Raw genomic sequence first — 22915 nt, 5'->3', positions numbered from 1 at the left:
ACGGTGTTTTTTGGCATATTTATAGAAACTAACGGGTTATAAAGCATTTTTTATGTTTAACCACTTTTTTTGTAGAAATCCTTCATTTTCCTTTCGATATTTAACACTATCGAAATAAAGTTTATGGTAAATTCATAATTTTTTATTTTTTATACTATATTCCGTTATATTGTTGTATAATATCTATGAAAGCGCTTATTATTTCAATATACATAATTCGAATCAACTTTTATCAAAACATTCCAATGATTATACTTATATTTACATGTAACAATTCTAGTTTTCAATGTAGGTATACCAAATATATCCACCCCATTTTTCTGTAAAATTACTTTATAAAGTGAAAGATTAACTTGGGTGATAAGTTATTGTGAATGTTTTTTTACAAAACAGATAAGTAATAGTGTTTGGTATTATGTAAATTATTGTAATAACATAAGAGTAAAGAAAACATTTACATTGATTATTGGTTCATCAATTATTGAAAAGAGCAAAATGCACCTTTTGTATGGAAAAGGATTATATGCATTGGGAGGTTTAAACAAATGACGAGGAAGAATACAACGACAAACCCTTGGGCCAAGTTCCACGGTCCGAACCTTGGTTATGTGATTGAACAGTATGATCTTTACGTAACTGGAGCAGGTTCTGTTGATCCGGAATTACAAGAGCTTTTTGAAATTTTTGGAGCTCCTTCGTTTCAAGATGATGTCGTAACAGGGGACAACACAGCAACACATTTTTCTCCTCAAAACACAGGTAACATTGAAAAAATTCTTAAAGTCGTTCAACTTGTTGAGCAGATTCGTTCTTTCGGGCACACGTTGGCTCACATCAACCCGATGGAAGATGCTGCAAATGGACAATCTCTTCTTGAGAAAGCAATGAACGAACTGAGCGATGCTGACTTGAAAGCGATTCCAGCGAAAACAGTATGGCAAGATGCACCAGAAGGTATTCACACTGCACTTGATGTAATTCATAGATTAAAAGACGTTTATACAAAATCTTTAGCTTATGAATTTTCTCATATACAAGATAGTGAAGAACGCACGTGGTTGCATCAAATGGTGGAATCAAATTCATTGCGTCAACCACTATCAAATAAAAAACGAACTGCTCTTTTAAAACGTTTAACAGCTGTTGAAGGTTTCGAGCAATTCTTGCATAAAACATTCGTTGGGCAAAAACGTTTCTCTATCGAGGGCGTTGATATGCTTGTGCCTGTTTTAGATGAAATTGTTCTAGAAGGTGCTAAGAACGGTGTAGAGGATGTCATGATTGGTATGGCTCACCGCGGTCGTCTAAGCGTACTTGCTCACGTATTAGAAAAACCATATAGTCACATGTTTGCTGAGTTCAAACATGCAAAAATAGAAGGCGCAGTAGCCAATTCTGGCTGGACTGGCGACGTAAAATACCACCTAGGTAGAGAACAAGTCGTTAGTAACGAAGAAGTTAGCACTCGCGTGACATTAGCAAATAACCCGAGTCATCTTGAGTTCGTGAATCCTGTAGTAGAAGGTTTCGCACGTGCTGCTCAAGAGAATCGTAAAAAATCTGGTCTTCCAGATCAAGATATTTCAAAATCATTCGTAATTTTAGTTCATGGTGATGCTGCATTCCCTGGTCAAGGTATTGTATCTGAAACGCTCAACTTAAGCAGATTGAACGCGTATCAAACAGGCGGAACGATTCATGTTATCGCAAACAATGCAGTTGGTTTTACAACTGATAGCTATGATTCTCGTTCTACGAAATATTCAAGTGACCTTGCAAAAGGTTTCGATATTCCGATTGTTCACGTGAACGCTGATGATCCAGAAGCTTGTCTTGCAGCTGCTAACCTTGCGATTCAATATCGCATGTTGTTCAAAAAAGACTTCTTAATCGATTTAATCGGTTACCGTCGATATGGTCATAACGAAATGGATGACCCAGCGGTTACGCAACCACAAGTGTACAAAAAAATTAAAAATCACCCAACTGTAAGAGCAATTTATGCAGATCAATTACAAGCTGCTGGTGTTCTAAATGCAGATGAGGTTGAAACAATTACTCAGTTTACGCAAGAACAATTAAAATCCGATTATGCACAAGTACCGCCAGCTGATACGAGCGATGCAACAATTCACGTTAAAGTGCCAGATGTTGTTGCAAAAGGCATTCAACCAATTGATACTGGTGTTGAGATTGACTCACTTCGTGCAATTAATGAAGGTCTACTATCTTGGCCAGAAGGCTTTAACGTATATCCGAAAGTGAAGAAAATTCTTGAGCGCCGTAAAGATGCTTTAGACGAGAACGGTAAAATTGAATGGGCACTTGCTGAGTCATTAGCATTCGCTTCTATTTTACAAGAAGGTACGCCAATTCGTTTAACTGGTCAAGATTCACAGCGTGGTACATTTGCGCACCGTCATATCGTATTACACGATACTGATACAAATGAAACATATTCACCATTACATCGCTTACCAAACATTAATGCATCATTCTCTGTTCATAACAGTCCGTTATCAGAGGCTGCTGTTGTTGGTTACGAATATGGTTATAACGTATTCGCTCCAGAAACTCTTGTTATGTGGGAAGCGCAATATGGTGACTTTTCAAATACTGCGCAAGCATTATTTGATCAATATGTTTCAGCTGGAAGAGCAAAATGGGGTCAAAAATCTGGTTTAGTTCTTCTATTACCACACGGTTATGAAGGTCAAGGACCAGAGCACTCTAGTGCACGTCCAGAGCGTTTCTTACAGTTAGCTGCTGAGAATAACTGGACAGTTGCAAACTTAACGAGCGCGGCACAGTACTTCCATATCCTGCGTCGTCAAGCATCTATCTTAGGAACAGAAGCTGTTCGACCATTAGTACTGATGACGCCGAAGAGTTTATTACGTCACCCACTTACGCTTTCAACTGCTAGTCAGTTAAGCGAAGGACGTTTCCAACCTGCTTTAGAACAAGAAAACCTTGGCACGAAACCAAATAAAGTAAAACGTCTTGTTTTAAGCACAGGTAAAATGGCGATTGACTTAGCAGCAGAAATCGAGTCTGGTAAACATGAGTACAACTTAGACGAAGTTCATGTCGTTCGTATCGAGCAATTGTACCCATTCCCTGCTGAGAAAGTTCAATCTATTATTAAACGATTTAAAAACTTAGAAGAAATCATTTGGGTTCAAGAAGAACCTCGTAATATGGGCGCATGGCATTACATGGCTCCAATTCTGTTCGAACTTGCTGGAGATAAAGTGAAAACAGGTTACATTGGACGTCCTGATCGCTCTAGTCCATCTGGCGGCGATCCATTCGCTCACAAAGCCGAGCAAGAACTAATTGTTGCACACGCTTTAGATGTGAAGTATAACTTCCGTCAAGATAAACAAGAAATTGAAGTTTTCAGCAACTAAAAAGTAATAATGAAGGTTTCTAGCTTGTTCCCTGGGCAGATATTCTGCCCAAGGCCAGGCTAACAAATGGAGATTACCGAAGACAAAAGAAGAAAAAACACACCGTTAGGCAAATAAGGGGAGGACATTTAAAATGATCGAAATTAAAGTACCTGAGCTTGCAGAATCTATTACCGAAGGAACTATTTCACAATGGCTTATCAACGTAGGCGACAAAGTTGAGAAAGGCGGCAGCGTTGTTGAGCTTGAAACTGATAAAGTCAATGTAGAAATCATTGCAGAAGATTCAGGTATTGTATCGAAGTTACTAGGCGAACCTGGGGATACAGTTGAAGTTGGCGCAACTATCGCAATTTTAGATGCTAATGGAGCACCAGTTGCAGTAAGTACACCTGCACCACCTGCTGAGCAAGCAAAACAAGAAACAGCTGAAGCACCGAAAGCTGCGGCTCCAAATGCTGAACAAACTACGAGTCTACAAGGCTTACCAAATACGAACCGTCCTATCGCATCACCAGCTGCTAGAAAAATGGCTCGTGAATTAGGAATCGACTTAAACGACGTACGTAGCACAGATCCACTTGGACGCGTGAGACCACATGATGTACAAGCTCATGCTGCAGCACCAAAAGAAGCACCAGCTGCTCCAGTTGCAAAAACAGAATTCGAAAAACCAGTTGAGCGCGTGAAAATGTCCCGCCGCCGTCAAACAATTGCAAAACGTCTTGTAGAAGTTCAACAAACATCTGCAATGTTAACAACATTTAACGAAGTTGATATGAGTGCGATCATGGAATTACGTAAAGAGCGTAAAGACGCTTTCGAGAAAAAACATGATGTACGTCTTGGCTTCATGTCATTCTTCACAAAAGCAGTTGTTGCAGCATTAAAACAGTTCCCATTATTAAATGCTGAAATTCAAGGTGACGAGCTTATCATCAAAAAATTCTATGATATCGGTATTGCAGTAGCAGCTCCAGATGGATTAGTTGTTCCAGTTGTACGCGATGCTAACCAATTAAACTTCGCTGAAATCGAAAGTGAAATTCGTAATTTAGGTATGAAAGCACGCGATAACAAACTTTCATTAAAAGAACTACAAGGTGGTACATTTACAATTACAAACGGGGGTGTATTCGGTTCTCTAATGTCAACACCAATCCTAAATAGCCCTCAAGTTGGTATTTTAGGAATGCATAAAATCCAAGTACGCCCAGTTGCAATTGATAACGAGCGTATGGAAAACCGCCCAATGATGTACATTGCTTTATCTTACGATCACCGTATTGTTGATGGTAAAGAAGCAGTTAGCTTCCTTGTTGCTGTTAAAGATATGCTTGAAGATCCAAAATCATTATTATTAGAAGGTTGATAGATTAATAATCTAATATATAAAGGCTGTAGAATACATCATTCTACAGCCTTTTTTTGCGTTCATACGGGACAAATTTCATGACATAAGATAATAATGTATGCCTAAACGTAAGGAGGATTAAAATGAATAACCTTCCAATTCATGCAAAACTTAAAGTAAATAAGGATACTTTCTTCCTGCCCCATTCAAACGGGGGTGTCTATTTTCGAAATAACGCCAGTTCATTTCGCATGGACGGTGATGGAATTTATGACTGGATTGAAAAATTAATGCCAATGTTTAACGGTAATTATTCTTTAGCAGAAATAACTGATGGTCTCCCTCTCCCCTATCAAAATCGTGTATTTGAAATTGGAGAGGTTTTATATGAAAATGGTTTCGTTCGCGATGCAAATCAAGATGCACCTCATGAATTAAACAGTACATTACTCGACAGATATGCTTCACAAATTGAATTTTTAGAAGCTGATTCTCATTCAGGTGCTTTAAAATTTGAAACGTACCGCGGAGCAAATGTCCTTGTACTTGGCTCCGGAGATATGCTTACTTCTTTAGTTTCTTCTTTATTAGAATCTGGTTTACCTACATTTCATTACCTCGTTACAGATCGAGATGAAACAAACTATGACAGAATACATGAGCTAATAGAACGTGCATATGAAGTTGATAACGGTGTACTCATTCAAGAAATCGATACTACAATTGACCGTCCCTTGCATGAAGTATTCGAACCTTTTGATTGGATTTTATATGTTTCTCAAAATGGAGACATTGACGGTTTAAAAACAGTTCACACTATTTGTAGAGAAACGAAAAAGAATTTTATACCAGCTATTTGTTTATCAACACTCGGTATAGCTGGACCTGTCGTAACGGAAAATCGTGATGAATGCTGGGAATCCGCATGGCATCGGCTACATGAAACGACTTTGCAAAATGAAAATTCATCAGATTCCTTCTCACCACTTACATCTGCAATGTTAGCAAATGTAATCGTTTTTGAATTGTTTAAACATGTCGCGGATGATTTATATCGTGAAAAAGAATTACAATTCTTTTTATTAAACTATGAAACACTTGAAGGAACGTGGCATCCTTTTATAAAACACCCTCTTGCAACTGATGAAAGTTTTACAATTGATACGATAGAAAATCTTTCTGAAAAACTTGAGCATCGGTCCAACCAACATACTTCAACTGATGTATTCCGCTTTTTCGACTCATTAACTTCTAAAGAAGCCGGTATATTCCATGTATGGGATGAACAAGATTCATATCAATTACCGTTATCACAATGCTATATTCAAGTAGCCAATCCATTATCAGATGGCCCAGCTCCCCTTCTGCCTCTTATGACTCGCAGTGGATTAACTCATAATGAAGCACGCCGAGAAGCTGGTTTAACAGGAATTGAAACATATGTAGCAGAAATCATTCACCGCCTTATTCCTGAACATAACGATATCGGTATTGGCGCTGGAGAAACGATGACAGAAGGATTTTACCGGGCACTACAACAACATTTAAATAATAAATTGTATGAACGGCAGTCACATATGCTAGAAGAACTTACAACGATTGATTTAACTGATATTCACGATAAACATTGTAGATTTTATTACGATGCCCTTGCTACAATTCATGAAACACCTAAAATCGCAATGAGTGAAGAGATTCTCAGTTTTCCAGTCGTTTGGGTTGGTATAAATGATAAATGGTACGGTGCATCTAATATTAATATGACGTTAGCGTTACGGAGCGCACTACAACTATCACTGCTCCACATTCAAAGTGAAGAGACTCCTTACAGAGCTAATATCTTGCCTGAATCATCTATTATTTTATATGACACGGATTCTTTTAGGGTGGAAATACAAGCGGAAGAAGAAATTCCAAGTGTGCAATCTTTACAGCTTGCCTTACAGCATTTAGAAGAACATAATTTTTATCCCTTCGTGTTTGATTTAGCAATCGAACCATTTTTGAAAGAAAACTTAGACGGTGTGTATGGCGTATTAATTGCAAAGGAGGACGGTCTATGACTCAAAATATATTGCTTATAGGGGATGGCCTTCTTGCAGACTATGTACATGATCAATTATGCAAACAATATTCCATCATTCGTCAGCATACTCTTACAGAAGAACTTCCTGAAAATATTTATCTCGCTCTCGTATTACATGATGGATCTCCTTCTACTATTCATCATGATGCTGAGCTAATTTTTCGCTCAAATCATATTCCGTGGCTTCGTGGTTTCACTTCATTTGGCGAAGGTATTATCGGTCCTTACATTCATCCTCTTACGCCCGGATGTTCCCATTGTTCTGATGGACGCCGTTTTATCGCTGGCTTTGATCAAAAAGAAATGTGGGAACTACAGCGGAAATATGCCTTTAAAGCCGAAAATGGAACGAGGCGTGATGTACGTGCCACCCAAAATGGCATGTTACAAATGTGCCATCTTATTTGCGCAGAAACAGAAAAAATATTAACTCATAACCATTCTTCTTTAGAAAATGAACTTATTTTACTAAACTTACAAACATTACAATGTACGCGGCATTCTTTTCTTCCAGATCCTCTCTGTCCTGTATGTAGTAGTTTACCTGATGATACTGCGGATGCGGCGGTAGTTTCTTTACAACCGAGTTTAAAAGTAAGCACCGAAACGTATCGCTGCCGTTCCATTCATGAATTAAACACATTTTTAACGAAAGACTATTTAGATTATCGGATCGGTATGTTGAACGGCAAAATGCAGCATTCTTTATTGCCATTCGCTGACGTCATTATAAACATGCCATTAATGTTTGGAAATGAAGGTGTTGCAGGCCGAACTCATTCATTTGCAGTGAGTGAAGCAACTGCTATTTTAGAAGGTTTAGAACGATATTGCGGTATGTCGCCTCGCGGGAAAAAGACAAATGTGCATGGTAGTTTTCATGATTTAGAGGAACATGCACTAAATCCCCTTACACTCGGTGTGCATACAAATGAACACTACAGTCGTGATAATTTTCCATTTAAGCCGTTTGATCCTGATTATGAGCAAAACTGGGTATGGGGATATTCTTTATCACAAAACAGACCGCTTTTAGTTCCTGAATCAATTGCTTATTATAGCCTCGGTCATCGAGATGCTTTCGTGTATGAAACATCAAATGGATGTGCAATTGGCGGTAGTTTAGAAGAAGCGATTTTTCACGGCATTTTAGAAATTGTAGAGCGTGATGCCTTCTTACTCACTTGGTATGCCGAATTACCTCTTCCCCGCCTTGATCTGAGTTCAGCAAATGATACAGAATTACAATTAATGATTCAGCGGTTACGTACGATTACCGGATATGAATTACACGCTTTTAATGCGACGATGGAACACGGCATCCCGAGCTTATGGGTAATTGCAAAAAACACACGTGAAAATGGAATGAACGTTGTTTGTGCGGGAGGTGCTCATTTAGATCCTATTCGAGCTTTAAAAAGTGCCATTCAAGAAATCGCAGGCATGTTACTTATAACAGACGATGAGCTCGAGCACAAAAGAGAATACTATGAAAAATGCTTACAAGATCCTTATTTCGTTAATAAAATGGAAGACCACAGTATGCTGTACGGATTGAAAGAAACGGAAGAACGTCTTCACTTCCTTTTACGAGAAGATGCACCGGTGCAAACGTTCCAAGAAATGAATGTATCACAATCATTTGATATGGATTTAACATCCGATCTCCACCAACTTTTAAATCGTTTGCATCAATCTAATCTTGAAATAATCGTTGTAGATCAAACCGTTCCCCTTATAGAAAAGAACGGACTACACTGTGTAAAAGTTATTATTCCAGGCATGTTACCGATGACTTTCGGACACCATCTTACTCGGATTACAGGACTGGACCGGGTATATACCGTACCGATGACACTTGGATATACAGACGAACCTTTAACGAATGAAAGATTAAATCCACATCCACATCCGTTTCCATAGTAAAGGAGGGATTTCATGCAGCTAGATACTTTTTTACATCATCTCCATTTCTCTATCGATGAAATTATGCCGAATCATGAGGTGGACTGGAAAGACGCACCGCTTCCTTATAAATTATATCGAAATGTACCTACCATCCCGCTCTCCTTAGAAATCCCATTATCTTTACCGAACTCTTCTACTACACCTACTTTAGATGAAATTGGTCACTACCTTTGGTATTCATTTGGTGTAACACAATTATGTCAGCTAAATAGCGAGAGAAATGTATTACGAAGATCTATTCCTTCAGGCGGCGCTTTATATCCGAATGAATTGTATATCTATTTAAAGATTGACGATTATCCAGACGGCATTTACCATTATGACGCCGCGCATCACCGGCTTATTTTACTTCGCGAAGGAAATTTCGATTCTTATTTAGCAGACGCACTCGGTAATCGCTGTAATATACATGATTGTTTCGGTGCTGCATTTATATCTACTATGTTTTGGAAAAATTTCTTTAAATACAATAATTTTTCATATCGCCTTCAAGGATTAGATAGCGGGGTTCTCATTGGACAATTACTAGAATGTGCAAAACAGTTCGGTTATACGAACGGCGTATACTTTCAATTTCTAGACCGTGCACTGAACCGTTTACTCGGATTGTCAGAAGGTGAAGAAAGTGTGTATGCCGTTATTCCTTTAAGTACAGAGCCAGAAACTAATTGGTTTCACAATGATTACCGTGAAAATAAAACAGTTACTTCTCATGAGTTGTTGCAACAAATTCCGCCGTTAGCACATGAACATTTCGTTCGCTCAAAACATGTAGGTGAATATCCGATGATAACAAAAATAAATGAAGCTTCTATGATCGAATCGACAGCACACTTCCAAACACTACATCATGAAGAGCACTATCAACATAATGCGTACGCTGTACAGCTACCAAAAGTAGAACGGTTATCGTATGATTTCCTACAACTTTGTAAAAAACGATATTCTCCTGATGCGGACTTTATTTTAACGAAATGGGATGCAGCCGAGCTCGCTACTTTACTACAAGAAGCGAGCCTCTCCTTCCCCTATTACAACGACCTTGACGGTAAGTATGCAAATGAAAATGCACGCGTCTTCTTATATGGATGTTTTTATAACGTGAAAAATATTGAAAACGGGGCTTACGCTTATAATAGTAAAACACATTCGATACAACCAATTCGGTATGGAGACCTTCGTTACCCTCTTCAATCTAGTATGACGATGGATAACGTAAACCTTTTTCAAGTACCACTTTGCTTACATGTAGTCGGAAAGAAAGATTACTATACACGTGCATTAGGCTATAGAGGATATCGTATTCACCAAATGGAAGCTGGTATACTCGTTCATAAACTCGTTTTTGCAGCGACCGCGATGGGGATGGGCGGGCATCCATTACTTAGTTTTGATACAAATTCATGTGATCAATTGTACGGTATTGATGCTGGGAATGAAACGTCTCTTATTCAAATTCCTGTTGGGGCGTATCGAGCGCGGAATTGGTTAAAAGGGGTTTTGCATAGTTAAAAGCACGCCGATGGACGGCGTGCTTTTTTACTAGATTAACTTAAAAATACTCTTAATTTGTCTAGCAAATAACCAATTTTTCGTACCGTAGTTATCATTTAAACTATCTAAATTAATAGATTGTCCGTTAGCAAACTTTAATTCTAACGTTGTATTTTTGTCATTTGTTTTTAAATTATTATTTGTAATGTCATCATACTTTAATTTTTCAATCTCAATATATTCGTCTTTTTCTTGTCCAATCACGACATGGTCTTGGAAGAAGAAAAACACTTCTACTTTTTTACCGAAACAAAATACATTTTTCGTATAAATTAATGTCGCGTTATCAAGTCCGACACATACTTCTTTCATTTCTTCCACAACGTGTCCAAAGTCTTCTTCATGTCTTGTATTTGATTCAACAATCCATTCTTCGATTGTTTTCATATTAATTGCCATACTGCGCCCCCTGGTTCGTTCATTGCTTCGTTAAAAAAATAAATACTATATGAAAATATAAGCGATTAGTAATATGTTTTCAAGGGGGAACGGTATATTCAAAATAAAGTGAAACTTTAATCAATAGGGGTCTTCATCCCCACTGATTATTAGTTGAACCAATCGGGCTTTTACGGGCAGTTGATCACCCACCTAACTTCTTTGCTTTCGCTGGATTTTGAGATGGGGGTCTTACTGTCCGCAAATAGCGGGATAAAGTTAAATTTCAAAGGAATATAAAAGGAACACCAACTTCATTAAATTTTAAACGTTTGAACGAGGCATTCTTCATCATCAATTAACTGCTCTCTCTCATCAAATTCAATGTTCAGTTTTTTATATACTTTCTTCCAAAACGACACTGCTGGTACATTTTTTACAAGTTCGATAACGAAATATTGTCCTCTTTTCTCTTCTAGTAAATTCTCAACAGCTTGTTTACCGATTCCTTTTCCTTTATATTGATTCAATATGAAAATATCATTAATACCAAAATCATTTTCCTTCTTCAAAAACGGACGTTCCAGTAGTAATAAGAATCCTACAATACTATGATCAACTTTTATAAAATACGGCGTGATTCCGTCATTTTTCCAAAACATATGCAAATCTTCGTATTCAAAAAATCCGTTCGCTCCGATAGTTATATTCATAGTGAACTTAGAAAGGTCATGAAGATATAAAGTGTACAAATTACGTAATATTTCTTTTTCTGATTCTTGAACTTTTTGAAGTGCTACAATCATAAAAAAACTCCCCTTCCACATATGTAACTATTTCCCGATCCTCTTCATTCGACAAAAATGATAATTCCCCTTTAACAAAAAAATAGCACTTTAAAAAGTGCTATTCTGCTCTCCTTGCCGCTTGCTGAATTGGATCCCAAACGCTGTTATATGGTGGTGCATAACTTAAATCGACATCTTCTAAATCATGAATGCTCATTTTATTGAAAAGTGCCATCGCGATCACATCAATACGTTTATCTACGCCTTCTTCTCCAATTACTTGCCCGCCCAATAATTGTTTCGTATCGGAGCGATATAGTAATTTCAAGTAAAGTGGTTTTGCATTTGGATAATAGCCCGCCATATTTGTAGAATCTACTTTGACCGTTTTATACGGAATGTGTAGCCCTTTTGCTTCTTTTTCATTTAACCCTGTTCTTGCGAGTGTCAAATCCATAAATTTAATAATGCCTGTGCCTAACGTACCTTTAAAAGCTCTTCGTTTATCAAGCATATTCAGTCCAGCAAGTCGCCCTTGCTTATTGGCAGTCGTTCCGAGCGGGATATGATCATGAATTTCCTTTATAACGTGGTAATGTGTTGCGCAATCACCGGCTGCATATACGTCTTGCACATTCGTTTGCATATATGCATTTACTTCGATTGCTCCTTTATGATTTGTACGTATATTTGTCCCTTCAAGAAAATCAGTATTTGGCTTCACTCCAACCGACACTAAAACAAGATCTGCTTTATACGTACCTTTATCCGTTTCGATTGCTTCTACTCGTTCATTTCCTTTAAATGCTTTTACATTTTCATTCGTTAAAATTTCAATATGATGCTTATCTGCTTCTTTATGTATGTACTCTGCCATATCTGCATCATAAATCGTACCGATATGATCATTTCGCTCAATCATTCTTACTTTCTTACCAAGTTCGACGAATGTTTCTGCCATCTCAAGTCCAATGGCACCACCGCCAATAATCGTTACATCTTCAACTTTATTCGTTTCTAGCGTTTTTAATATGCGCTCAGCATCAGGAATTGTTTTTAAAAGATGAACGCCTTGTAATTCCCGTCCTTCCCATTCTGGCATAACAGGACGCACTCCAGTCGCAATTAATAATCGATCATATGGAAATTCAAAGACATCCTTCGTCTTCGTATGCTCTGCGTACACCATTTTCTTTTCCGTATCTACTTTCGTTACTTCATGACGCACTTTCGCATCAATTCCATATTTCTCACGAAACGTCTTTACGTTGCGCGCGATTAACTTTTCAGTTGAAGCGATAGCACCACTAATGACATACGGTAATCCACACTGAGCGTATGAATAAATTTCACCTTTTTCTAAAGTTACAACATTTGCATTTTCATCGTTTCTAACAATTTGCATAGCTGCACTCATACCAGCTGCATCTCCGCCAATAATGACATAGTTCACTTTACCACTCCTTCTTTTTTACATACTCTTTACGTTTTCCATATTTTATAGAAATAACACCTACTTCCATTGTAAAGAAAGAGGATTTTATCTTCAAATTTGGTGCACAAACCTATGCCTGAATAGGTAGCCGTCGTGTCTCATAAACAACATGTTTAATATGCTATAACAGTTACTATTGAAAGTAGGTGAAATATATGTGCGCCGGCCTTCTCGCCCAGCTTCCAGATGAACCGCAAGAACCAAAAGAACCGAAACCCGCCCTCTCACTTGACCAAGAATTTTCCATTAATGCGACAATATACAGCGCTCGTGCCTGGTTATCTAACGATGATACGTTTGCGCAAGATATTTGGAAAGCTACCCAATTCGCTTCAGCATCACATGCTGGCAAGTCTATCTTTCCAGTCGGTTCAGTTAAAATTCTGAACTTCTCTGACGATACAATAACTGTTACTGCTTCACCAGAATCAGATCATGCGCTCAAAATAGTCGTACCCCCCCATTCCGAGGCAGCCCTAACATCTGGTCCTTTATCACATATACAAGCTAGTACATCAGGAGGATCAAGTAAAGTCACATTTCTCTTTCACATCTTTTTCTCAAGGGATCCTGGTTCAGATAAATAACCATAAAAAAGGTACAGTTATGCACTGTACCTTTTTCACATGTTTATTCTCTTGATTTGATGAGTTCAACATTATAAGTTTCAATATCTGTTAGCTTTCCTGTAAAATATGGATTTTCTCTATACCAAGATTGTTTTGAAAAATACGTTTGCATATCTTTCGTCTGAAAAATATGTCCATGCCTTGCATATATTTCATTTCTAGCAATTTTCAACTGTTCTTTCGATAAATATGCTAAATCTGTACTCGTTAATTTTCGAATATCACTATCTGGGAAAATGAAACCATTATATACATACGGAGTGGTAGATGGCGGAGTAACATTATAAACAACTGTTTTTTCTGTACTTTTCTTTTGAAATGGAAGATTATAAGACGGAAGTGCCGTTACCGTTTCTACCTTCGTCGTTTCCCTTCCATTTTCTCCATTTCGTTCTAAATAAATCGTCGTACTTCCATCAGTCGCTATAGGCCCCCATGTAATTTCTTCTCCTGCCAGTGCTGTAACTGGTTTTTGATTTACGTACAATGTTGCACCAGGCGCGTTCGTTTGAACTGTAATATATTGACCTTGCAACGTTAAATCTATCATTACGTTATTTTGGCTTTGTTTCATAAGTACAACCTTTTCCTCACGCGATAGTTTTACATAATCATTTTTATATTCTGATTGAAACACTTGATTGCCCGGAAGAAACGGCCCATATTGCTTCTCAAACTTTTTGTCATCTGTCTTATCAATTTCTTTTCCGTTCATTTTTAACGATACGCCTTTTTCATTTGTAAGCAAAGTGGTATAGTACGTCTTCACTTTCAATTTATACCGATCAAATATAAAGAAATACTTTCCGTCTTTCGTTAACGAAAAATCAGCTCTTTCTATTCCGTCCCGTTGTTTTTCACCTTGTCTCAAATATTCTTTTAATTCATTCACATACGATGGATTTTCTTTTATATATGAAAATAGAGGCGTTAAACTCTCTTTTGTTATCATAACCGATTGATCATCTGCCGTAATGATCTCAGCTAATTTCTCTCCGTCCCTCTCTTGTAAAATCGTAATCATCCGATCTACTTGTGCCACCTGCGTATAATACGATGATCCGTACAAATATAATCCAATAATCGCTATAACAAATAGTGCTAACAGTGTAATGCCAACCTTTGCACCACCGCTCATGTTCTTCTTTACTACAGGACTTCCCCTCTTCGTCCCGCAGTTTTGACAAAATTGCACACCATCTTCAAACTGAATTCCGCACTTTGTACATACATTCATCCAGTCAACCACCTTTTCATTAGAAGCCAGTTATTCCCTGTGTTAAGGCTTGAATTATCGTGCTAATGTAAGACCAAAGTACAATAAATGTTGCAATTCCAATTAAAACATTTGCAATAATAAGTGTGTACACGAGATCTAATCCGCCATTGTCTAGCTTTAATATGGCTACAGTTATACTAATCCCTATATAAGTTGCAGCTACCGATAATAATATCGGTAAGAAAAAGATTAATAAGAAACTAAAAAGAAAAGAAAGGACTAATATAGCAATAGCCGGCGTCGCTAGCGTTCCCCATATACCGAATACTTCAAGAAACGAAAAAGATGATTTCATCATCTTACCACTTACAAAAATAATAAATCCGACAAATAAAGTTAAAATTAATAAAAAGAAAAAGACCGTTATAGATTCTACAAAAAATGTGGGAGTAGATATATCTGGTGCAAATGTTCTCGTAACTGCTGATGCTGCACTCATCATTCTATAAAAAATACATGCTCCTAAAAAACAAATAAGAACAAGACTTACAATTCCATTTCTTACTTCAATCGTGCCGCTTTTCATAATCGCTGTCGGTGCTTGTAATGCATGTTTAAAAAATTGAAAATAGCCGCTCGCAAACCGCTTCGCTTGCTCTACCGTTTCATTTGGCCGAGTTTCCTTTACTTGTGCCGCGCGTGCTTGTTCCGGCCCTTCTTCTTGACCACTACTTGCCACTACTTCTTCCGTTAACGAATGTCCACAATTCCCGCAAAACTTTGCCTCTGCTGCATTTTCTGTATGACATGACGGACATTTCATTCTCTCATCCCTCCTTAAGCATATACCATATAGGGTGTTACAAATTCAATATATGACTTTGTACATAAAACATGACTACAAGAAAAAGATTCTGAAATCCTTCTTTCAAAAGAAATTATATATGCTAGCAATCTTGAAAAATAATGCTATTATGAAACAGAACAAATAACATTTTTAACAGATTGGATGAAAGACAATGGAATTGGTAAACTCAATTTTTCAAATATTCCTTACGAGCGTAATCCAATTATTTTCTTTAATTGGCGTTATCATTGTAATTGGATTTCTATTAGGTTATTTAGAATCACTAACACGAATGTATTGGTCGAGGGCTTTCGGAAGAAAAGGATTCCTTTTAACGGCGTGGATTGGTGTTCCGATTCACGAACTTGGACATGCCATTATGTGCGTACTGTTCCGTCATAAAATTGTAGCAATGCAGTTTTTCCCAACAGATACAAGTCAAGGAGCATTAGGTTACGTACAACATCAATACAATCAAAAAAGTGTGTATCAACGAATTGGGAATTTCTTCATCGGCATCGGGCCTATTATTTCTGGTATTACTGCATTAATCCTTTTAATGCGCTATTTCGTACCAGAATCATATTTTTTATTTAATACAACTCTCGAAAAAACGATCGCTTCTACTTCTATTAATGTAGAAATGATTCAAAACATGCTCTTGTCGACGTTTGTATTATTGAAAAGCTTATTTACAATCGGCAATTTATTGAATCCTTCCTTTTGGTTATTTTTATTTATCGCCATTTGTATTTCCGCACATATCGCTTTAAGTAAACCAGACATTAAAGGATCAATAGACGGAGTTATCGTCATGTTTATCGTTTTATTTTTATTCAACATCATAGCGGGACTGTTTCAATACGACAGTAACCAGCTAATTGGACAGGTTATGAAATATAATATGTATCTCATTGCGTTTTCTAGTGTAGCACTGCTTTTCTCTTGTCTTTCTACACTCGTTAGTTTTTCGTTTTATAAAATAAGAAGAGGGCGTTCTTTTTGAACGCCCTCTTCTTATTAATTATTCCCCTTATAATCACAATGCTCAACAGGCACACGAGCATGCCCTTCTTCATCGGTACACCATGACTGTGATTGGAATGCAAGAAAGATACCAATCCATTCTTCTTCCTTTTCAAAGTGAATGAGTATCCCTCCGTCTTGCCATATGCCATTATCACCTTTCCATTTCTCTACATTCCCTTGATTCATGTGAATATCATGTATACCGTTTCCTGGTTTGAAATGAAAATAGGAATCTGGTGTATTTTCTTCTGGTCCCCATCTTTCACCAAACGCGTAAATAATCGCTTTTTCTTCTATCGCTCGCTTTATATAACGTTCTATTTTTTCGTTTAAATCATTATCTGCTCCTGCTTTTTCGGGAGGCAAAGGAATCATTTGTTTTGAATTAAATAGATTTCCTCTTACATAATCTAAAGCCACTTTCGGTTCATTGTTTTTTATTTCTGTAAAACCGAATGGTAATGTCGGTAAAATATGAATCGCTTCTGATTTAATATTGTTACTCGCAAAATATAAAACTTCTGACGGATAACTTTGCGACTTTACGTTAATTGCAATACGATAATCTGCTCCAGTCTCGCCCTGTAAATGAACTTGATAATGAGGTGTTTTCCCTTTTCCAATCTTTGATTGTATAACTGTACCTTTTAACACACCGTAGTTTTTTAGGGGCATACATTTCATCTCCTATTCATTTAGTAGAAGCTATTCATATTTAAATCATTATCCACTCATAAAAAAAATCCTCCTATGTTAGGGGGACTTTTAATTTCTCAACATATACCAAACAATAACCTCTACCACTACAAGTAAAACCGCACCAAAGATCATTAACGTTGTCTTCTTTAATAGTTCATTTTCACGGTAAGGGATATTACATAAGTAAGCACCTAATGTAATCCGTGATGGACAAGCGATTGTCGCTACTGATGATGCGGTGTTTTGAAGTGTTGTGACATATTGCCACGGGAGTGCTACGTTTTGTGCGGTTTGCATTTGTAGTTTTATAAACATTGCATTTGATCCTGCGTTACTACCTGTTAAAAATCCACCAATAGCGCCAATAAACGGAGCAACAAAAACGAAAAAGGTTCCAAATGTTTCACCAGCTGTTTTTGCAAGTAATGAATGCATGCCAGATGCACCCATTAGTTCTGAAATGGCGATAAACATTGTCGTCGTAATAGCAAATGGAATCCATTGTTTGATCGTTTGTGAGAATGATTGTTTAATAATATTAGACGGGATGCGGAAGAAAATAATAGTAAATAAGCAAGTCATACCGAGCCAAAATCCTGGTGAATATAGTAACTCTAGTTTATAAGAGTATGATTTCAAATCAAGAACCGCATATGATCTGAACAAATCATGTAATGCTGGAACGAGGCGAGAAAGTAAAATACAAACTGTTAGAAATATATAAGGGCTAATAATTTTTATAATGGATACTTCTCTCTCCGTTGCAGCCGCATGTTCTGTTATAAGATTTTGCCCACTTTTTCCTTTTAATTTAATGATAAGAAAGCCAAATGTAATCGTAACGATAGAACTTAATATCCCGGCTAGTTCAACACTTACGTATGCATTAGAAAGATAGATTCCGAGAGAAAATAATAGAAAGAACCCTACTCCTTCTTTCCACTTTTCTATAACCGCTTGCCAGCCGCCAACAACGTGTAAAGAAAGAATAACGAAGTAAGCAAACATCGGAATACTTAATAGCGCTGTATTTGTACCAAGTGTTGTAAGAGGCATATTTATTAGCTGCGAACCGATAATCGTACCCGTTGCCATTGCGCCCCATGAACTAGCTAGTAAGCCGATGAATGAGAGCAGTACAGCTTGAAATGGTTTATAGCCTAGCGAAAGAAAAATAGGTGCTGCAACCATGAATCCAATACCAAATCCACTTACTGATTCAATAAGCGGACAAATGCCAAAACACATAAGCAGCATTTGTAATAAGCGATCATGTGTGATTTCTTCTAAAAAACGTGCTACTTGATCGATGTATCCCATTTTGTTCATGAGGTGAAATAAAAAAATACCGAAAAATAAAACGTACCCGACAATAAAACAAATTAACCATCCTTTAATCGTTGCGTGCACAGTTTCACTTATCCCTAATCGAAACGTTGGCGAGAGTAAAACGATTCCGACAGACACTGCATAAGAAATTAACGAGGACCTTAATGACGTTTGTTTAAATAAAAATAAACAAATGAAAATCATCATAATTGGGATAAGTGCCAACAATATGGCCATGTTATCATCTCATTTCGTTTAAAATACAATTTTTAACTATTATATAACAGATGACATAATTTTCAATTGTTTTTACAACAGATTCAAAAAAGGGGCCAAACGGCTCCTTTTCATTCACCCCATTTTCTATTATTCTGAAAAACTGTCTGCTGCCCAATTATTTTTTCTAACACAACAAACACAATGTAAGTACATATTGCTTGCAATACAATATTCCCAAATTTCATTAATGTAAATGAATGAATCCGTAGAAATAATTCGTTTAATAATACAATCGAAACGATACTAAATAATTCTACACTAATCGAAAATAGACATATTTCTAAAATAGACTGTTCTTGAATGCGATTTAAGTTGGAAAAGATAAATACATATCCTAAAAATAGAGCCATCAACTCTATTTTCGCCATGCTAATGAGCCAAGCGTATAGTGGTATAGTTAAAAGAAGATACAGTAATTTGCGTCTTAGCATGCCTTCTCACCTCTGAATTAAATGTATTTTCTGTATATTTTAACATTTATTACGCAAAACAAAAAGAAGAGACTTACGCCTCTTCTTTTTGTTTTGTTGCATATATTAATTCACATATTTCTTCTCGTTTTTCATTTTCTAAAAGCTCAATGATCTTACTTCCAACAACAACTCCGTCACATATTGTAACCATTTCTTCTACATGTTCTTTTGTTGAAATACCGAATCCTGCGACTACTGGTAAGTTGACGTGTGATTTTACTTTTTCTAAGTAACTACGAATCTCCTCTTTAAAGTTTTGACGTACTCCCGTTACGCCCGCTACTGTAACAGCGTAGACGAATCCTTCTGATTCACTCGTAATTTTTTCGATTCGCTCAATTGGGCTCGTTACGGTAACGAGTGGAATTAGCGCAATGTTTGCCTCTCGAAGTAACGGCGCAATAATATTTTGTTCTTCATATGGTAAGTCTGGAATGATGATGCCATCTACACCTGCTTCTATGCAGTTTTCGATGAATCGTTCTTTTCCAAATGCGAGTACTGGATTTAAATATGTCATGAGTACAAACGGAATTTGCACTTCTTCCCTTACCTCTATTAATGCTTGAAAAATTCCTTTTACTGTTATACCGCTATCTAGCGCTCGCTTCCCTGCTCTTTGAATCGTTGGGCCATCTGCAACTGGATCTGAAAACGGGATACCAATTTCAACGATGCTTGCTCCTGCTTCGTCTAGAAAACGAATTCTTTCTTTTAATTTCTCAAGTCCACCATCTCCGCCCATTACGTACGGAATAAATGCTTTCTTACCATTTTCAAACGCTGCTTTAATTTTTTCTACTCCCATTTTTCACACCTCTTCCATATAACGTTTTATACTCTCTACATCTTTATCACCGCGGCCTGATAAGCAAATGACAAGTCCTTTGTCTTTCTTCATTTGCGGCGCTAATTTTAATGCATATGCGACAGCATGTGAGCTTTCTAAAGCCGGAATAATTCCTTCTTTTTTCGTTAATAATTGAAATGCTTCTAACGCTTCATCATCAGTAATTGAATGATAAGAAACGCGGCCAATATCTTTTAGCAAGCTATGTTCTGGACCAACACCTGGATAATCGAGTCCTGCTGAAATAGAGTGCGCTTCTTGAATTTGCCCTTCTTCGTTTTGCAGAAGATACATCATTGATCCGTGTAAAACACCGACGCTTCCTTTCGTTAAAGTTGCTGCATGCTTTTCTGTATGAACGCCTTTCCCTGCTGCTTCTACGCCGTAAAGAGCGACCTCTTCATCGTGTACGAACGGATAAAACATGCCCATCGCATTACTACCACCGCCAATACAAGCAACGACTGCTTCTGGTAACTTTCCTTCTAACGCCTCATATTGTTTTTTCGTTTCATTTCCAATTACACTTTGGAAATCACGGACAATTTGCGGGAATGGATGTGGCCCGAGAACGGATCCCATAATGTAGTGTGTATCGTGCACGTGTGAAACCCAGTAGCGAAGCGCCTCGTTCACTGCATCTTTTAATGTGCCGCTACCTGCCGCTACACTTTCTACTTTCGCTCCGAGTAATTCCATTCGGAACACATTTAATTTTTGACGTCTCACATCTTCCTCTCCCATAAAGATGACGCATTCTAATCCGAGTAGGGCACATACAGTAGCAGTTGCCACTCCGTGTTGTCCTGCTCCTGTTTCAGCGACAACTTTTTTCTTGCCCATTCGTACTGCAAGTAGTGCCTGACCGATTGTATTGTTAATTTTATGAGCTCCTGTATGGTTCAAATCTTCACGTTTTAAATAAATCTTTGCACCACCGCAATACTTCGTCATATTTTCAGCGAAATAAAGCGGTGTTTCCCTTCCAACGTACGTTTTTAAATAATGATTTAATTCCTTTTGAAACGCTTCATCTTGCATTGCTTCTTTATATGCTTCTTCTAGTTCTAATACAGATTGCATTAACGTTTCTGGAACGTATCGTCCTCCGTATATACCGTAGTGACCTTTTTCATCTGGATATGCGTAGTTCATTTGGAACACTCCTTCGATTTTATAATAAATTGTTTTATTTTCTTTAGATCTTTCTTTCCTTCTGTCTCTACTCCGCTACTTACATCGACCATATATGGCCGAACAGTTCGAATTGCTTCTTCTATGTTAAGGATGTTTAATCCACCAGCTAATATCGTTTTCTTTCGCAACTCTTTTGGCATATGCTCAAGTAATTCCCATGAAAATGTCTTTCCATTTCCTCCATGAAACTTTTCTTTCGGGCTATCAAACAATATATAATCCGTTTCATATGCTTGAGCGCTTTTCATATCACTCTCTGAAGTTACTCCTAGCGATTTTATAGACGGAATATTCAATCTTCTAATTTGATGATTCTCTTCATCCCCATGTAGTTGCACATGCGTTAACCCGCACTCATCTGCAATCTTCTGAATCACTTCAACTGATTCATTTACGAAAACCCCGATTTTTAATACGTGTGCTGGAAGCTCCCCAATAATTTCTTTCGCTAGCCCCAGAGTAATTTTCCGCTTACTTTCTGCAAAAACAAATCCGATTGCATCTGCTCCGTATTCGCAAGCACATTTTGCTGTTTCAACATCAGTAATACCACAAATTTTCACTTTCATATATTCACCTTACAATCTTCAAAAAAGCTACTAATAGAAGATGATGTCATAAGTGCCTCTCCAACTAATACACCTTTTGCCCCAGCTCTTTTAACGCGGGTAATATCTTCTTTTGAATGAATGCCACTTTCACTAATCCAAAGTAATTTCTCCTCATTCAATCGTTTTCCTAACTTTTCAGTTTGGCTTAAATCTACTTCGAACGTTTTTAAATTACGATTATTAATGCCAATAACATGTGGATTTAGTTGGATCGCAGTTTCTAATTCCTGTTCATCATGAACTTCAACAATCGCTTCCAATCCTTTTTCTAACACGTAGCTATACAACTCTTTTAACTTTTCTTTCGTTAACGCTGCTACGATTAGTAAAATAATATCTGCTCCCGTTTCATACGCTCTATCGATTTGAATCTTATCGATTATGAAATCTTTACATAAAAGCGGAATGTTACTTTCTTCTCTTGCTGTTTGTAAATCGTGAAACGATCCTTTAAAAAATTGACCATCTGTTAAAACAGATACTGCTCCTGCCCCGCAGTCTTCATATGTTCCCACTTGTTTTCGTACGTCAACGTGTAAATTGATATCTCCTTTTGATGGTGATGCTCGCTTTACTTCTGCAATGACAGTAAACTGCTGTAACGCTTCTACAAGTGAATGTGTCTTTCTTTTTGTTTTGACTGGTGTATACGTTTCATATAACTCCGCAACTTCCTTTTTCTTCTGTTCTACAATTTTATCTAAAATCGTCCCCACT

Annotated in this window: 19 protein-coding genes; 7 read left to right on the top strand and 12 right to left on the bottom strand. The window is 37.3% G+C overall.

Annotation, left to right across the window (positions count from 1 at the left end; translation table 11 throughout):
• Window positions 1-545: 545 nt before the first annotated feature.
• The 5 genes from odhA (at window position 546) to ASE54_RS18460 (ending at window position 10333) form a co-directional block, all read left to right on the top strand.
• Window positions 546-3413 (top strand): 2-oxoglutarate dehydrogenase E1 component, encoded by a 2868-nt coding sequence (gene odhA, locus ASE54_RS18480; RefSeq protein ID WP_000197141.1) that lies wholly within the window; start codon window positions 546-548, stop codon window positions 3411-3413.
• 133 nt (window positions 3414-3546) lie between these two features.
• On the top strand, window positions 3547-4785 hold the full coding sequence (gene odhB / locus ASE54_RS18475) for a 2-oxoglutarate dehydrogenase complex dihydrolipoyllysine-residue succinyltransferase (protein ID WP_000569920.1): 1239 nt from the start codon (window positions 3547-3549) through the stop codon (window positions 4783-4785).
• 125 nt (window positions 4786-4910) lie between these two features.
• The gene (locus tag ASE54_RS18470) at window positions 4911-6830 is read left to right on the top strand and encodes a putative thiazole-containing bacteriocin maturation protein (protein ID WP_001061571.1); all 1920 of its coding nucleotides are present in this window, start codon (window positions 4911-4913) and stop codon (window positions 6828-6830) included.
• The gene (locus tag ASE54_RS18465) at window positions 6827-8776 is read left to right on the top strand and encodes a TOMM precursor leader peptide-binding protein (RefSeq protein WP_000192994.1); all 1950 of its coding nucleotides are present in this window, start codon (window positions 6827-6829) and stop codon (window positions 8774-8776) included. Before ASE54_RS18470 ends, ASE54_RS18465 begins: the two co-directional genes overlap by 4 nt.
• A 15-nt stretch (window positions 8777-8791) precedes the next feature.
• Window positions 8792-10333, top strand: coding sequence for a SagB family peptide dehydrogenase (locus ASE54_RS18460; protein ID WP_001175535.1), 1542 nt, complete (start codon window positions 8792-8794; stop codon window positions 10331-10333).
• Window positions 10334-10363: 30 nt separating this feature from the next.
• Here ASE54_RS18460 and ASE54_RS18455 read toward each other — a convergent pair whose 3' ends face one another.
• From ASE54_RS18455 to ASE54_RS18445, 3 genes are all read right to left on the bottom strand, one after another.
• The gene (locus ASE54_RS18455; protein ID WP_000996807.1) at window positions 10364-10774 is read right to left on the bottom strand and encodes a DUF3908 family protein; all 411 of its coding nucleotides are present in this window, start codon (window positions 10772-10774) and stop codon (window positions 10364-10366) included.
• Window positions 10775-11070: 296 nt separating this feature from the next.
• Window positions 11071-11559: a GNAT family N-acetyltransferase gene (locus ASE54_RS18450; RefSeq protein ID WP_000634327.1), complete on the bottom strand. Its 489-nt coding sequence runs from the start codon at window positions 11557-11559 to the stop codon at window positions 11071-11073.
• Between the two features lie 100 nt (window positions 11560-11659).
• Window positions 11660-12994, bottom strand: coding sequence for a CoA-disulfide reductase (locus tag ASE54_RS18445; protein ID WP_001110230.1), 1335 nt, complete (start codon window positions 12992-12994; stop codon window positions 11660-11662).
• A gap of 197 nt (window positions 12995-13191) precedes the next feature.
• On the opposite strand from ASE54_RS18445, the gene ASE54_RS18440 reads away from it, so the two are divergent.
• Window positions 13192-13623, top strand: a complete 432-nt coding sequence (locus tag ASE54_RS18440; RefSeq protein ID WP_000332402.1) for a hypothetical protein — start codon at window positions 13192-13194, stop codon at window positions 13621-13623.
• A gap of 43 nt (window positions 13624-13666) precedes the next feature.
• On the opposite strand, the gene ASE54_RS18435 is transcribed toward ASE54_RS18440, so the two are convergent.
• Together ASE54_RS18435 and ASE54_RS18430 are read right to left on the bottom strand one after the other, a co-directional pair.
• Window positions 13667-14902, bottom strand: coding sequence for a YARHG domain-containing protein (locus tag ASE54_RS18435; RefSeq protein ID WP_001099914.1), 1236 nt, complete (start codon window positions 14900-14902; stop codon window positions 13667-13669).
• A gap of 19 nt (window positions 14903-14921) precedes the next feature.
• On the bottom strand, window positions 14922-15707 hold the full coding sequence (locus tag ASE54_RS18430; protein ID WP_000650096.1) for a zinc ribbon domain-containing protein: 786 nt from the start codon (window positions 15705-15707) through the stop codon (window positions 14922-14924).
• A gap of 196 nt (window positions 15708-15903) precedes the next feature.
• Between ASE54_RS18430 and ASE54_RS18425 the strand changes: the two genes are divergently transcribed.
• On the top strand, window positions 15904-16737 hold the full coding sequence (locus ASE54_RS18425; protein WP_000424500.1) for a hypothetical protein: 834 nt from the start codon (window positions 15904-15906) through the stop codon (window positions 16735-16737).
• Between the two features lie 14 nt (window positions 16738-16751).
• On the opposite strand, the gene ASE54_RS18420 is transcribed toward ASE54_RS18425, so the two are convergent.
• The 7 genes from ASE54_RS18420 to trpC all read right to left on the bottom strand — a co-directional run bounded on the left by ASE54_RS18420 (window position 16752) and on the right by trpC (window position 22914).
• Entirely contained in the window at window positions 16752-17435 is a 684-nt protein-coding gene (locus ASE54_RS18420; protein ID WP_001128601.1) for a YukJ family protein, read from the bottom strand.
• A 90-nt stretch (window positions 17436-17525) separates the two neighbouring features.
• Window positions 17526-19025 (bottom strand): L-lactate permease, encoded by a 1500-nt coding sequence (locus tag ASE54_RS18415; protein WP_000996272.1) that lies wholly within the window; start codon window positions 19023-19025, stop codon window positions 17526-17528.
• A gap of 110 nt (window positions 19026-19135) precedes the next feature.
• On the bottom strand, window positions 19136-19498 hold the full coding sequence (locus ASE54_RS18410; RefSeq protein ID WP_000946135.1) for a DUF4029 domain-containing protein: 363 nt from the start codon (window positions 19496-19498) through the stop codon (window positions 19136-19138).
• Between the two features lie 73 nt (window positions 19499-19571).
• Window positions 19572-20348: a tryptophan synthase subunit alpha gene (trpA, locus tag ASE54_RS18405; protein ID WP_000537822.1), complete on the bottom strand. Its 777-nt coding sequence runs from the start codon at window positions 20346-20348 to the stop codon at window positions 19572-19574.
• A 3-nt stretch (window positions 20349-20351) separates the two neighbouring features.
• Window positions 20352-21545 carry a tryptophan synthase subunit beta gene (trpB, locus tag ASE54_RS18400; protein ID WP_001105027.1) on the bottom strand — a complete coding sequence of 398 codons (1194 nt, stop codon included), beginning with the start codon at window positions 21543-21545 and terminating at the stop codon, window positions 20352-20354.
• Entirely contained in the window at window positions 21542-22156 is a 615-nt protein-coding gene (locus ASE54_RS18395; RefSeq protein WP_000865127.1) for a phosphoribosylanthranilate isomerase, read from the bottom strand. The genes trpB and ASE54_RS18395 overlap by 4 nt, the downstream gene beginning before the upstream one ends.
• Window positions 22153-22914 carry an indole-3-glycerol phosphate synthase TrpC gene (gene trpC, locus ASE54_RS18390; protein ID WP_000536711.1) on the bottom strand — a complete coding sequence of 254 codons (762 nt, stop codon included), beginning with the start codon at window positions 22912-22914 and terminating at the stop codon, window positions 22153-22155. Before trpC ends, ASE54_RS18395 begins: the two co-directional genes overlap by 4 nt.
• Window position 22915: the final 1 nt, after the last annotated feature.

It is taken from the genome of Bacillus sp. Root131 (assembly GCF_001429475.1).
Classification (GTDB): Bacteria; Bacillota; Bacilli; order Bacillales; family Bacillaceae_G; genus Bacillus_A; species Bacillus_A thuringiensis_S.
This window is presented reverse-complemented; position numbering and strand designations above follow the sequence as displayed.

Excerpts from the sequence above, each read along its gene's own strand:
- ASE54_RS18435 (WP_001099914.1), bottom strand. The coding sequence starts at position 14,902 with ATGAATGTATGTACAAAGTGCGGAATTCAGTTTGAAGATGGTGTGCAA.
- ASE54_RS18395 (WP_000865127.1), bottom strand. The coding sequence starts at position 22,156 with ATGAAAGTGAAAATTTGTGGTATTACTGATGTTGAAACAGCAAAATGT.
- ASE54_RS18470 (WP_001061571.1), top strand. The coding sequence starts at position 4,911 with ATGAATAACCTTCCAATTCATGCAAAACTTAAAGTAAATAAGGATACT.
- ASE54_RS18410 (WP_000946135.1), bottom strand. The coding sequence starts at position 19,498 with ATGCTAAGACGCAAATTACTGTATCTTCTTTTAACTATACCACTATAC.
- ASE54_RS18465 (WP_000192994.1), top strand. The coding sequence starts at position 6,827 with ATGACTCAAAATATATTGCTTATAGGGGATGGCCTTCTTGCAGACTAT.
- odhB (WP_000569920.1), top strand. The coding sequence starts at position 3,547 with ATGATCGAAATTAAAGTACCTGAGCTTGCAGAATCTATTACCGAAGGA.
- ASE54_RS18460 (WP_001175535.1), top strand. The coding sequence starts at position 8,792 with ATGCAGCTAGATACTTTTTTACATCATCTCCATTTCTCTATCGATGAA.
- ASE54_RS18425 (WP_000424500.1), top strand. The coding sequence starts at position 15,904 with ATGGAATTGGTAAACTCAATTTTTCAAATATTCCTTACGAGCGTAATC.
- ASE54_RS18440 (WP_000332402.1), top strand. The coding sequence starts at position 13,192 with ATGTGCGCCGGCCTTCTCGCCCAGCTTCCAGATGAACCGCAAGAACCA.
- ASE54_RS18415 (WP_000996272.1), bottom strand. The coding sequence starts at position 19,025 with ATGGCCATATTGTTGGCACTTATCCCAATTATGATGATTTTCATTTGT.
- ASE54_RS18420 (WP_001128601.1), bottom strand. The coding sequence starts at position 17,435 with ATGCCCCTAAAAAACTACGGTGTGTTAAAAGGTACAGTTATACAATCA.
- ASE54_RS18455 (WP_000996807.1), bottom strand. The coding sequence starts at position 10,774 with ATGGCAATTAATATGAAAACAATCGAAGAATGGATTGTTGAATCAAAT.
- odhA (WP_000197141.1), top strand. The coding sequence starts at position 546 with ATGACGAGGAAGAATACAACGACAAACCCTTGGGCCAAGTTCCACGGT.
- ASE54_RS18430 (WP_000650096.1), bottom strand. The coding sequence starts at position 15,707 with ATGAAATGTCCGTCATGTCATACAGAAAATGCAGCAGAGGCAAAGTTT.
- trpA (WP_000537822.1), bottom strand. The coding sequence starts at position 20,348 with ATGGGAGTAGAAAAAATTAAAGCAGCGTTTGAAAATGGTAAGAAAGCA.
- trpB (WP_001105027.1), bottom strand. The coding sequence starts at position 21,545 with ATGAACTACGCATATCCAGATGAAAAAGGTCACTACGGTATATACGGA.
- ASE54_RS18450 (WP_000634327.1), bottom strand. The coding sequence starts at position 11,559 with ATGATTGTAGCACTTCAAAAAGTTCAAGAATCAGAAAAAGAAATATTA.